This is a genomic window from Yoonia sp. (assembly GCF_017854415.1).
GTDB lineage: Bacteria > Pseudomonadota > Alphaproteobacteria > Rhodobacterales > Rhodobacteraceae > Yoonia.
In genome coordinates this window covers 32,533-45,167 of record NZ_JAFMHR010000001.1, presented here as the reverse complement: position 1 = coordinate 45,167, position 12,635 = coordinate 32,533, and the positions used below count along the sequence as shown (strand labels likewise).

At 56.5% G+C, this 12,635-nt stretch carries 11 protein-coding genes; 6 read left to right on the top strand and 5 right to left on the bottom strand.

The features are described from left to right. Window positions 1-23 precede the first annotated feature (23 nt). Window positions 24-1,394, top strand: a complete 1,371-nt coding sequence (locus QZ197_RS00235) for a glutamate--cysteine ligase (RefSeq protein WP_296429205.1) — start codon at window positions 24-26, stop codon at window positions 1,392-1,394. Here the strand turns inward: QZ197_RS00235 and plsY are convergent. The 4 genes from plsY to QZ197_RS00215 are packed head-to-tail and all read right to left on the bottom strand — an operon-like array spanning window position 1,391 to window position 4,800. After that, window positions 1,391-2,020 (bottom strand): glycerol-3-phosphate 1-O-acyltransferase PlsY, encoded by a 630-nt coding sequence (gene plsY / locus QZ197_RS00230; RefSeq protein ID WP_296429203.1) that lies wholly within the window; start codon window positions 2,018-2,020, stop codon window positions 1,391-1,393. The two genes, QZ197_RS00235 and plsY, sit on opposite strands and share 4 nt — an antisense overlap. Beyond that, window positions 2,005-3,288 carry a dihydroorotase gene (pyrC, locus tag QZ197_RS00225; RefSeq protein ID WP_296429201.1) on the bottom strand — a complete coding sequence of 428 codons (1,284 nt, stop codon included), beginning with the start codon at window positions 3,286-3,288 and terminating at the stop codon, window positions 2,005-2,007. The genes plsY and pyrC overlap by 16 nt, the downstream gene beginning before the upstream one ends. Window positions 3,289-3,328: 40 nt before the next feature. Then, window positions 3,329-3,853, bottom strand: coding sequence for a hypothetical protein (locus QZ197_RS00220; RefSeq protein ID WP_296429200.1), 525 nt, complete (start codon window positions 3,851-3,853; stop codon window positions 3,329-3,331). After that, on the bottom strand, window positions 3,850-4,800 hold the full coding sequence (locus tag QZ197_RS00215) for an aspartate carbamoyltransferase catalytic subunit (protein ID WP_296429198.1): 951 nt from the start codon (window positions 4,798-4,800) through the stop codon (window positions 3,850-3,852). Before QZ197_RS00215 ends, QZ197_RS00220 begins: the two co-directional genes overlap by 4 nt. A gap of 104 nt (window positions 4,801-4,904) precedes the next feature. On the opposite strand from QZ197_RS00215, the gene QZ197_RS00210 reads away from it, so the two are divergent. From QZ197_RS00210 to QZ197_RS00190, 5 genes are all read left to right on the top strand, one after another. Continuing rightward, a complete protein-coding gene (locus QZ197_RS00210; protein WP_296429196.1) occupies window positions 4,905-5,726 on the top strand; it encodes a uracil-DNA glycosylase in 822 nt (273 codons plus the stop codon). A gap of 4 nt (window positions 5,727-5,730) precedes the next feature. Continuing rightward, window positions 5,731-6,285 carry a hypothetical protein gene (locus tag QZ197_RS00205; protein WP_296429194.1) on the top strand — a complete coding sequence of 185 codons (555 nt, stop codon included), beginning with the start codon at window positions 5,731-5,733 and terminating at the stop codon, window positions 6,283-6,285. 7 nt (window positions 6,286-6,292) lie between these two features. Further along, window positions 6,293-6,835, top strand: a complete 543-nt coding sequence (moaB, locus tag QZ197_RS00200) for a molybdenum cofactor biosynthesis protein B (RefSeq protein WP_296429193.1) — start codon at window positions 6,293-6,295, stop codon at window positions 6,833-6,835. 73 nt (window positions 6,836-6,908) lie between these two features. Continuing rightward, the gene (locus QZ197_RS00195; protein WP_296429191.1) at window positions 6,909-8,363 is read left to right on the top strand and encodes an HlyD family efflux transporter periplasmic adaptor subunit; all 1,455 of its coding nucleotides are present in this window, start codon (window positions 6,909-6,911) and stop codon (window positions 8,361-8,363) included. Continuing rightward, complete coding sequence (locus QZ197_RS00190) at window positions 8,363-11,758, top strand: efflux RND transporter permease subunit (protein WP_296429190.1); 3,396 nt, start codon at window positions 8,363-8,365, stop codon at window positions 11,756-11,758. Before QZ197_RS00195 ends, QZ197_RS00190 begins: the two co-directional genes overlap by 1 nt. Here QZ197_RS00190 and QZ197_RS00185 read toward each other — a convergent pair. Beyond that, window positions 11,755-12,555, bottom strand: coding sequence for a protein-disulfide reductase DsbD domain-containing protein (locus tag QZ197_RS00185; RefSeq protein ID WP_296429189.1), 801 nt, complete (start codon window positions 12,553-12,555; stop codon window positions 11,755-11,757). The two genes, QZ197_RS00190 and QZ197_RS00185, sit on opposite strands and share 4 nt — an antisense overlap. Window positions 12,556-12,635 lie beyond the last annotated feature (80 nt).

Below are 12,635 nucleotides of genomic sequence, written 5' to 3'. Positions count from 1 at the left end.
ATTTTCTCGAAAGGCTTGCGCCCATGTCTATCCCTCAATCCGGCGGCGGCACCATTGAACACCACGACCAACTGGCAGAGGTGTTGGCCAAAGGCTGCAAGCCCAAAGAAGACTGGCGTATCGGTACAGAGCACGAGAAATTCGGCTATTGCGCGGATACGCTCAAGCCGTTGCCGTATGAAGGCGCGCGATCGATCAAGGCCGTGCTTGAAGGGCTGGAAGGTCGCTTTGGCTGGGACCGTGTCGAGGAAGAAGGCAACATCATTGGCCTGACCAAAGATGGCGCGAACGTCAGCTTGGAACCGGGTGGTGCTTTGGAACTTTCGGGCGCCCCGCTAGAGACGATCCACCAAACCTGTGACGAAGTGAACAGTCATTTGGCCGAAGTGAAATCCGTTTCAGACGAAATTGGTGTGAAGTTTATCGGGCTTGGTGCTGCTCCTGAATGGACGCACGACGAAATGCCGCTGATGCCCAAGGGGCGTTACAAGCTGATGAACAACTACATGCAAAAGGTCGGCACCATGGGCACATCCATGATGCGCCGCACTTGTACCGTACAGGTCAATCTGGACTTCGGATCAGAGGCCGACATGGTCCAGAAAATGCGCGTCGCGATTGCGTTGCAGCCTGTTGCGGCTGCCCTTTTTGCAAATTCGCCGTTCTTTGAAGGCAAGGTAAACGGTCACAAATCATGGCGGTCGCGCATCTGGCGTGACCTTGATGATGCCCGTACCGGTATGATCCCGTTCATTTTCGAAGAGGGCTTTGGCTTTGAGGCTTGGGTGCAATGGGTCCTCGATGTGCCGATGTATTTTGTTTACCGCGATGGCAAGTACATTGACGCGCTGGGCATGTCGTTCCGCGATTTCCTGAAGGGCGAATTGCCCGCGTTGCCCGGTGAAAAGCCGTTGCTGTCGGATTGGGCCGACCACCTGACCACAGTATTTCCAGAGGCCCGCGTAAAGCAGTATATCGAAATGCGCGGCGCGGATGGTGGGCCGTGGCGCCGCCTTTGCGCGTTGCCTGCATTCTGGGTTGGCTTGATGTATGATCAAACCGCACTGGATGCGGCGTGGGATCTTTGCAAGCATTGGACTGCCGAACAGCGCGAGGCATTGCGGGTTGCAGCGTCAGTCGATGGTTTGCAGGCGAAAGTTGACGGCATCGACATGTACGCGCTTGCCCGCGAAGTCGTGGCGATTTCCGAGGCTGGTTTGAAAGCGCGTGCCATGCCCGGTGCGGGTGGCTTGGTTCCTGATGAAACGCATTTCCTGAACGCTCTCAAAGAAACCTTGGAAAGCGGTGAAACCCCAGCAGACGAATTGCTACGCAAGTACCACGGCGAATGGGGCGGTGATCTGAAACGTATCTATGCCGAGTATAGCTACTAAGCGTTCGCTTTGCCGCCAATCTTGGTTTCGGTGCCTTTGCGCAGGCGCTGAATATTGCTCCAGTGGCGCGCATAGATCAGCAGGCCAAGAATTGCGGCAAGTGTGAAGAACTGTCCGTAGCCTGTAGAAACCATCACGACAGGTGTCCAACCTGCGGCGAACAACGCCGCTAGCGACGAATAGCGTGTGATCGCTGCAATCGCGAGCCAGATCAAGCAGGCCGCAGCCCCCATCGGCCATGCCAATGCCCATAAAATTCCCAGATAGGTTGCAACACCTTTGCCGCCCTTAAAGCGCAGCCAAACTGGAAAGCAGTGCCCTATGAACGCCATCAGCGCGCCGATCTGCGCTGCATCTTCTGACGCGAGGGCGCGGGCCAAAAGCACGACAATCGCGCCTTTTGCTGCATCAAAAACCAACGTTAGCGCTGCGGCCTTTTTATTGCCGGTGCGCAAAACATTCGTCGCCCCGATGTTGCCTGATCCAATTTCGCGCAGGTTGCCAAGGTGCATGACCCGCGCAAGGATCATCCCACTTGGTATCGATCCAAACAGATATCCGACGACGCCCCAAAGGATCAGCGTCCCGTATGCAATTTCGGCAGTTGGCATTATGATTTCTCCCATACGCGGTTTCCGTCGACCCATGTGCCAAGGACGCGGCCTTGCATGATTGCGCCGTCAAACGGTGTGTTCTTTGATTTCGATAAAAGAGTGTTGCGATCCAGTTGGAACGGCGCATGCGGGTCAAACAGAATGAGGTCTGCCGGTGCATCGATCGCAAGCCGCCCCGCCGCGAGTCCAAGGAGATTGGCAGGGTTTAGCGACAATGCGCGGAACAGGCGCGGCAGATCGATCATCTCGGCATGATAAAGCCGAAGCGCGGCTGGCAGCAACGTTTCTAGCCCGACAGCGCCGCTTGCGGCTTCTTCATAGGGCAGGCGTTTGCTTTCTTCGTCTTGGGGGGTGTGCATCGAGCAGATGATATCGATGAGCCCTTCGGCGACCGCTTGGACCACAGCAATGCGGTCATCTTCACTGCGCAAGGGCGGTTTAAGCTTAAAGAACGTCCGGTAGTCGGCCACGTCCAATTCGTTCAGCGTCAGGTGGTGTACGCCAACGCCTGCCGTGATTTTCACGCCATTACGCTTGGCGCGTTCCAGCGCGGGAAGCGCACGGGCGGTCGTGATCTGGTCGACGTGATACCGCGCACCAGTCATTTCCAGAAGGCTGATATCGCGGTCCAATCCCATGCGTTCGGCCATCGGGCTGACACCGGGCAGGCCGCGCAAAGACGCGAACTTGCCAGAGGTCACTGCCGCCCCATCCGACAAAACGGGTTCTTGGATATGGCCAATGACCAGCGCATTCAGAGATCGCGCGTAGGTCAACGCACGGCTGTAAACTTTGGTGTTTATCACGACGCGGTCGCAGTCAGTAAAAGCCACCGCACCTGCATCTTGTAATAGGCCAATTTCGGTCATTTCGCGCCCATCGCGACCTTTGGTCAGCGCGGCCATTGGCAGCACATGAACGGGCGCGTCTTGTTGCGCACGGCGTTCCACAAATTCGAGCGTTTCGGGTGTATCAATCGCAGGAAGCGTATCGGGGCGGGTCACAATCGTTGTCACGCCACCTGCCGCCGCAGCACGCCCAGCCGAGCGGAAGGATTCTTTGTGTCGCTCTCCTGGTTCGGACACTTTCACGCCGATATCGATGATCCCGGGGGCGATGCAGTGGCCGCCGCAGTCGATGACAACCGCGCCTTTGGGCGGTGTCGCATCGCCGTCAAAAACCGCCTTGATGATCCCGTTTTCGATCAAGATCGCTCCAATGCTGTCGGTCAGGGCGACCGGATCAATAAGGCGGGCGTTGGCAAAGAATGTTGCGGTCATTGTGCGGTATCCTGCGCGCAAAGTGTCATTTCAAAAAGCATCAGCCGCCCACCCAGATCATCAAGCCAACAAGGGCGAACATAGCAAGCAACGCGTAAGTCGCGACCATGCCGCTCATCCGAGCGTTCGATTTGGCTGGCTTCGCCGGTTTGCTATCTAGCGTGCCTTCGGCACTTGAAGAGTTCAGCGGATCGATCACCTTGATCGTGGATTTTTCGCGCAATGTCGCCACAAGCCGCGTATTTTCCGGCAAATCCAAAGCGACTTCTTGCCCGCCAAACGCAGCGGACATGACTAGCACGGCGGTACCGACCAAGCTGCGCAATTCTTCTGCTACATCGTCTGCGACGGGCATATCATAGCCGTGCGTTATAAACTGCGGCAGCGGCATATCGGTCAACACACCTGGCATGATCACATCGACATAGTCAGTGTTGAGCACGACTGGTCCGAACACTGCCATAAGTGCCGCGTCGGTTTTGTCGCCTAAATCAGCAGGCGGGACACCAATGACTTCAAACACATAGATCGCGCCATGATCATTTGCGGCGATTTCAAGTGTCATACCATCACCGCCTTGCGGTCACCGCGCAGGTTTTGGGCCAACAAGTCCATCGCGGCCATGCGGACTGCAACACCCATTTCCACCTGTTCTTGGATGACTGACCGATTGATGTCGTCGGCCAATGTTCCGTCGATTTCAACGCCGCGGTTCATCGGGCCGGGGTGCATAATGATCGCGTCCGGTTTTGCGTGCGCCAGCTTGGCGGCATCAAGGCCGTAGCGGTGATAATATTCACGTTCGGAGGGGATAAAGCCGCCATCCATGCGTTCTTTTTGAAGGCGAAGCATCATGACGACGTCCACGTCCTTGAGGCCTTCCTCCATGCTTTCAAAGACCTCGACGCCGAATTCTGCCATGCCAGAGGGCATAAGGGTCGGCGGCGCGATTAAGCGAATTCGGTTTTCCATCTTGCCCAGCAGCATTATGTTTGATCGGGCCACACGGCTATGCGCAATATCCCCGCAAATCGCGATGGACAGGCGGTGCAAACGGCCCTTGGCCCGGCGGATGGTCAGCGCATCCAGAAGGGCTTGGGTCGGATGTTCGTGCTTGCCGTCGCCCGCATTCAGCACGGCGCAGTTTACTTTTTGGGCCAGCAGATCGACCGCGCCCGAATGCGGATGTCGGACGACCAGCAAATCTGGCCGCATCGCGTTCAACGTCAGGGCGGTATCAATCAGCGTCTCGCCCTTTTTGATGGACGAGGCCTGCATGCCCATGTTCATCACATCCGCGCCCAAGCGTTTGCCCGCCAGCTCAAAACTGGCCTGCGTGCGGGTCGAGTTTTCAAAGAACATGTTGATTTGCGTCAGCCCCGCCAACACATCTCGGTGAGCCACCCCGCGTCGGTTATGGTCGGCATAGCTGTCGGCCAAATCCAAAAGCGTGGTGATTTCGGTGGGGTGCAGCGGTTCAATGCCCAGAAGATGCTTGGCGCGGAATGTCATTAGGCCCTCATGCGTGCAGTTCGTGCCCTTATAGGGGGCTGTGCGGTGTGCTTCAATGCTGCAAGCACTGCACATCTGTTGCGATCCAGCATATCGTATGGCTCATGGATTCGGTGAACAAATATTGGAACGACCGCGCCTTGCTGGAATGGCAGGTAGAGTTGGGAGCGACGGACGCGATTTTGGACGCGCCGATTGACCGATATGCGTTGGAAACCGCAAAGCCGGAACCGAAAATTGCCCCAACACCAGCGGCCCAAACCGGCGGTCCTGAAAAGCGCGCGCCAACGCCCCCATTGCCGCAAGCGCCAGAAATAGATGCCGTTGGATTGGCGCGAACCGCAGCTGCTGCCGCCAGTGATCTGCCCGCCCTAATGGCCGCCATGGAAGCGTTTGAGCACTGCGAATTGAAGCGTGGTGCGCGCAAGTTTGTCTTTGGCGATGGCAACCTGGCTGCGCGCGTTATGATCATTGGTGACGCGCCTAGCCGCGAAGAAGACCGCGCTGGGCGGCCCTTTGTTGGCCGGGCAGGTCAATTGCTGGACCGGATGTTTGACGCGATCCAGATGGGCCGCGCACATGCTGACGCAGCACGCAGTCTTTATGTCACAACAGTTTTACCATGGCGTCCCCCTTCAAACCGCGCGCCGGACGCATCAGAGATTGCTATGATGCTGCCATTTCTGGAACGTCATGTCGCTTTGGTTGACCCTGATGTTTTGATTTTGATGGGCAACACACCTTGTGCGGCACTCATGGCGCGCAATGGCATTTCCCGTCTGCGTGGCACATGGGCCGAGGTTTTGGGCAAGCCCTGCTTGCCGATGCTGCACCCCGATCATTTGCTGCGTAATCCCATTGCCAAGCGCGAAGCTTGGGCCGATCTACTTGAACTGAACGCGCATTTGCGCGGCTTACAAGGATAAATGAATGAAACGACTGGCGATCATTGCAGCACTTTGTGCAGGACCCGCTTTGGCAGACCCGCTTGATCTGATTGATTATGCAGGGCTGTTTGTTGACAATCCGGACAAAGTGCAGGTGGTTTCACCCGCGCGCCAGATTTTGCAGTTAGAAAATATTACTATTCTGCACGATAGCAATGAGGAACGGCAGTACACAGGCCTTGATGAAAGCGGCGAAGGGGCAGTGGGTTGTTTCGTTAGCATCCTAGCTACTATCGAAAGTGCACTGCAGGCTTGCGAAGCGAGCCTGCCAGAGGATCAGGCAGCCATTCAGGCCACCTATCTGGACAAGGCATTGTCGTTCTATGCCGCAAATGCTGTGCCCGTTGCGTCCCGCGAAACCGTGCAAGAGCGTTTTGACAGTTTGGTTGCGTCGCAGATCGTGGCCGCGCGTCCGTACTGTTCCAACCTAAGCGTTGTTACCAATTTGGCCGATCAGATATTCACCATAGAGAGCCGCGCGGAAATTGATGGCATGATGTCTTTGCCCCGTCTGCCCGTCTCGAACCCGTGTTTGTGAGGGCAAAATGAGCACAATCGACGAGAATAAGAACTTTGTTCCAGTCCGCATCGCTGTGCTGACCGTGAGCGACACGCGGCAATTGGCCGATGACAAGTCTGGCCAAACGCTCGTGGATCGCATTGAAAAGGCTGGACATAGCGTGGCCGTTCGCGAGATTATCACCGATGAGCGCGACCAGATCGCGGATCAATTACGCGCATGGTGTGCGGACGATGCAATAGACGTTGTGATCTCAACAGGCGGAACTGGGCTAACGGGCCGCGATGTCACGGTCGAAGCCCACCGCGATGTCTATGAGAAAGAAATTGATGCTTTCGGCACGATCTTTACGATCGTCAGCATGAAAAAAATCGGCACCAGCGCAGTGCAAAGTCGTGCGACCGCAGGTGTGGCCCAAGGCACATATCTGTTCGCGCTGCCCGGATCACCAGGTGCCTGTAAAGACGCTTGGGACGAAATTCTTGAGCGCCAGTTGGATTACCGTCACCGCCCCTGTAATTTTGTTGAAATTATGCCGCGATTGGACGAACATTTGCGCCGGAAATAACGACATCGTGCGTTTAACTGGAAAGCACGGGCTTTCCGCCTAATTTATAGTGCACTGGCCAAGGATATTCTGAATGCGGTTTCTACGTCGTAGCCTGACAGGTGTGTTTCTACTGGCGGTCACGCTAGCGCTGACTGCGTGGGCGGGTGCAATGGTGCAAGGCGCCGTTTCGGCGCGCATGAACGAAGAGCCGCGCAGTTTCCCGCAGCGTGAACGTATTTTGGCGGTCAATGTGATCACCCTTGATCCCGTGACCATCACGCCTGAGCTAACTGTGTTTGGTGAATTGCGCAGCCAGCGCACACTTGATCTGCGCAGTGCAATTGGCGGCACGGTTCTTGAGGCGAGCGATGCACTGGTTGAAGGCGGAACCGTGACCGCAGGCCAGTTGTTGCTACGCATTGATCCAGTCGAGGCCGAAGCAGCCCTCGCCAGTATTCGCGCTGATTTGCAGGACGCGCAGGCGGAACTGCGCGACGCTGATCGTGCGTTGATATTGGCCCAAGATGAACTGACTGCCGCGCGCGCGCAGGCAGGTTTGCGCGATCAGGCATTGGCCCGTGCCGTGGATCTTGAAACACGCGGTGTTGGTACGGCCGCCGCGGTTGAGACTGCAGAATTGGCCGCGTCTGCCGCCCAAGCCGCTGTTTTAACCCGCAGGCAGGGGTTGGCATCTGCACAAGCCCGCATCGATCAGGCCACAACGCGGCTGGCGCGCGCGCAGATCACCGTGTCCCAAGCGGAACGCGCTGTTGCAGATACGCAAGTATACGCCGCATTTAACGGCACTTTGGCAGAAGTCACGATAAGCCCCGGTGGGCGTGTTACAGCCAACGAACGCTTTGCGCAGTTGGTTGATCCGTCGCAGCTTGAAGTGTCTTTTCGCGTCTCTACCTCGCAATACGCGCGGCTCTTGGATGATGCCGGTCAATTGATGAAAGCCCCTGTCGATGTGACGTTGGACGTATCTGGCGTGAACCTGCGTGCGGCAGGTCAGATCACCCGCGAAGGTGCAACGGTCGGCGCCGGTCAAACGGGTCGGCTTTTGTTTGCGCGGATTGATACCGCCCCCGGTTTTCGCCCCGGTGATTTTGTGACGGTACGGATTGCTGAACCCGCGCTTGCGGATGTTGTGCTTGTACCGGCAACAGCTGTGGCCGCTGATCAAACCGTTTTGATTGTCGGCGATGAAGACCGTTTGCGCAGTGCCGATGTGCAGCTTTTGCGCAGGCAAGGGGATGACGTGATTATCGCTGTTGGCGAAAATGTGGGTGCAACGATTGTCGCTGAACGCTCTCCTCTCTTAGGGGCAGGGATAAAGGTACGTCCAATTGTTCCCGGTGTAGTTGAGGCAGAACCAGAGCCGGAGATGATTGCGCTGGACGCGGAGCGCCGCGCAAAACTTATCGCGTTTGTCAGCGAAGGCCGCATGCCGGACGACGCCAAAGCGCGGATCATCGGCGAACTTGAAGCGGACGAAGTGTCATCGCAGACCGTCACGCGGCTTGAAGCGCGGATGGGTAGCTAATGATCACTGGTGGTGAAAAACTAAACGCAAGCGCGGGCGGTATTCTGTCGTACTTTACGCGTCACAAGACAGCAGCGAACCTGTTATTGGTGCTGATGCTGACGGCGGGGTTGTTCGCTTTTCCAAACATGCGCGCGCAGTTTTTCCCTGATGTGGTTGTTGATGACCTGACGGTTTCGGTCGCGTGGCAAGGTGCGGGTGCTGAAGACGTAGACGCGGCAATCGTGCAGGTGTTGGAGCCTGTTTTGCTCGCCGTCGAAGGTGTGACATCATCGTCGTCGACGTCGCGCGAAGGCAGTGCTTCGATCAGGATTGAATTCGATCCCGGCTATGACATCGACCGCGCTGCCGAAGATGTGCAGTTGGCGGTCGATAGTGCCAATAACCTGCCTGTTGATGCCGAAGACCCCAGCGTCAGGCGCGGCGGTTGGTCCGACCGCGTAACCGACGTTGTGATCACGGGTCCGGTCGGTGTCGATCAATTGGGTCGTTTCGCTGACGAATTCTCGAGCCGTTTGTTTGCCCAAGGCGTCACACAGGTGATTGTCCAAGGTGTTGCTGCGCCTTCTACGGTTGTCGAAGTCCCGTCATTGTCGTTGATCCAGTATGACATCGGCCTGTCCGACATCGCCGCCCGCATCGCAGAAGAGGCCGAAGCCGATCCTGCAGGCGATGTGTCCGGCAATGCGCGGGTCCGTACAGGTGTCGCGAAACGCTCTGCCGAAGATATTGGCGCAATTGTTCTACGCTCTAACCCTGATGGGTCAAAGCTGACGATTGACGATGTAGCGACGGTGACGGTCGAAGGGACTGACCGCAATCGCGCGTATTTTGTGGGGGATGATCCTGCAATCAAGGTGCGCGTACAGCGATCTGCCCAAGGCGATGCCATCGGCATGCAGAAAACTGTTGAACAGGTCGCACAAGAGTTGACAGCGTCGCTGCCGCAAGGCGTTACCATTCAACTGACGAACGGGCGGGCAGAGCTGATTTCAGCGCGTTTGGATATCCTGCTAGATAACGCGCTGACTGGTTTGATGCTGGTCGTTGGCCTGCTGTTCTTGTTCTTGAACGCGCGGACTGCATTCTGGGTCGCGTTTGGTATCCCTGTCGCGATGTTGGCCGCGATTGCGCTGATGTATATCGTCGGCATTACGATCAATATGATCTCGCTTTTTGCGTTGATAATTACGCTCGGGATCGTGGTGGACGATGCGATTGTCGTGGGCGAACACGCGGATTACCGCGTTCGGCATTTGGGCGAGGACCCGATGGTTGCCGCAGAACGTGCCGCCAAACGCATGTTCAGTCCGGTTTTTTCTGCCACGCTGACCACGATTATCGCCTTCTTTGGATTGGTGATTATCGGGGGCCGCTTTGGTGATCTGATCTCTGATATTCCGTTCACGGTTATCGTCGTGTTGGCCGCGAGTTTGATCGAATGCTTTTTGATCCTGCCTAATCACCTTGCGCATTCAATGGCTCATTCGGCCAAGGATCACTGGTATGATTGGCCGTCGCGCACAGTGAACCGTGGCTTTGATTGGTTCCGCGAGACGCTGTTTCGTCCCTTCATGGGATTGGTGATCAAGGCGCGGTATCCGGTTGTTGCGATGGCTTTGGTACTGCTTGCCAGCCAGATCACACTGTTTATTCGCGGTGATGTGAACTGGCGTTTCTTCAATGCGCCCGAACAAAGCCAAGTCACTGGCAATTTTGCGATGCTTCCAGGTGCGACCCGCCAAGATACGCTGGAAATGATGCGCGAAATGCAGCGGGCAACCGATGCGCTGGGCGCTGAATACGAAGCAGAACATGGCGCCAACCCGCTGCAGTTCGTTGTGGCCGAAGTGGGTGGCAATTCTGGCCGCGCGATTGCTGGATCAGATACTAAAGATGCCGATCAATTGGGCTCTATTACAATCGAACTCATCGATGCCGATAGCCGTCCTTACACCAGTTTTGCTTTTGTTAGCGCGTTGCAAGATAGCATTGTGCAGCATCCGATGGCTGAAACCGTCAGTTTCCGCAGTTGGGGATCAGGGCCGGGTGGCGACAGTCTGGATATTCAGATGTTTGGCGCAAACAGCGATACGCTGAAAGCCGCAGCCGAGGCGTTGAAAACCGAGTTGGGCCAATTTGCCGAGATTTCGGGACTTGAAGACACACTGGCCTACGACAAAGAAGAACTGATCCTAGAATTGACCCCGCAAGGTGACGCGCTGGGCCTGAGCATTGACGGGCTAGGACGTATTCTGCGCAACCGTCTTGGCGGAATTGAGGCCGCAAGTTTTCCTGACGGCGCGCGGTCGGGCACGATCAGGGTTGAGTTGCCGGACAGCGAATTATCGGCTGATTTCCTGGATCGCACCCAAATCCGCACACCAGACGGGATCTATGTGCCGCTTGCCGATGTGGTGACGGTCCAAAGCCGGACAGGATTTTCGACGGTGCGGCGTGAAAACGGCATTCAGCTGATCTCGGTCATTGGTGATCTGGACGATGATGATGCCGCGCGTGCGACCGAAATCCAACAGATTATCAACGACGATATCCTGCCGCGCGTTGAGAGTAACTTTGCGATTGAAACCATGTTGTCGGGCCAAAGCGAGCAAGAGCAACGGTTCTTGAATGATGCCCGCACAGGACTGATCCTTGTGTTGCTAGGCATCTATCTGACGCTGGCATGGATATTCAGCAGTTGGACGCGGCCTGTCGTTGTGATGTCGATTATTCCGTTTGCCTTGGTCGGCACGATCTATGGTCATTACATCTGGGGCATCCCGATGAGCATGTTCACAGTCGTCGGTTTGATCGGAATGGTGGGCATCATCATCAACGACAGTATTGTTTTGGTGACAACAGTTGATGAATACGCTCAAGATCGCGGGCTGGTGCCTGCGATTATTGACGGCACAGTTGACCGGCTACGGCCAGTGATGTTGACGACACTGACGACAGTGCTGGGCCTGACGCCGTTGCTTTATGAAGGCTCTAACCAAGCCGAATTCCTGAAACCGACAGTCGTCACGCTGGTCTTTGGTTTGGCATTCGGGATGGTGCTGGTGTTGTTGGTTGTGCCGTCTGTGATGGCCATGCAAGCGGACGTATACCGCCAAGTGCAATCAGCTAAACGCGCACTGCGTGGGCGACGGTTGGCAATGTTCGCACCTGCGGGCTTGGGCGCGCTGGGTGCGCTTGTGCTGTTTGGGATAACTTTGGCGCCATTGTTAGTGACAGGCGGTCCGTTGCCTGCGGTCGCAGCGGCCTTGCCAATGTTGCAAGGCGGGTTTGGTGCCGCATTGGCGGTCTTTATCGCAGGCTTGATGGTGTTGCTTTTGGCGATCTATTTGGTCGCCGCCTTGTCGCAGGGCTTGCGCCGCGCGCGGAGTTAACCCGCAGAGCAGCCGCGAATATCGATAGCTTGATCTGTTCCAAGAACGGTTATCCGGACACCGGACCGATCCATCGCAAATGGCTGCCCGCTGGGATGCACCATATCGACAGTGGATTGCAGAGTGTTGCCGATCCGCACAGACGTTGCCTCGGACACCCAAACGCGGGGGTTACTGGTTTCAATCACCACATGTTCTGACGCGCCAGTACTGGCAACATCAATCGCAGTGGTCATGCGAAGCCCGTCTGCGATCGGATCGATTTTGCAGGTCACAGCCCCGACGTTTGCGGCGGCTTGTGTGGTTGGGCGGTCCGCCATTGCAGCACTAATTGCCCCGTCAGGCGCACCAATCGCCGGCAAGAGCGCGTCAAAGTTCAACGTAACCGGAATGCAGATCTCTTCGCAGACGCCGATCGTCATCTCGCCTTGGATGGCAACATCTTGCCCATCAGCCTCAATATCAAGCGATAGTGGCACTACAACGCTGTCGTAGTAGCCGATGGACCGCATTCCGTTTTCGCCAAAGACTTCGGGGGTTGGCCAGTGGGGTGTGATGCTTTGGATGGATGCGTTGCTGGAAAATTTGAACTGCGGCGGGATACCTGCATCACCCGGCGCACGCCAATATGTCACCCAGCCGGGTGCCAGCGTTATTCTGACGGCGGCCATATGCGTGCCGTCGTCGCTGCGCCAACCGTCCAGCACGTCGACCTGCGCGAGGTCGTCAAAAGGCTGACCAAGGGCAAAGCTTGGCAAGGCCGCGAGGGCGATAAGGATAAGCGGGTTCTGGCGCATAGCCCTTCTTTATCCAAAGCGGCTGCAATGGGAAGTCACGTTTCCGCCAGACTTTGCAATCTTGGCGCTTGCGTCGGGGC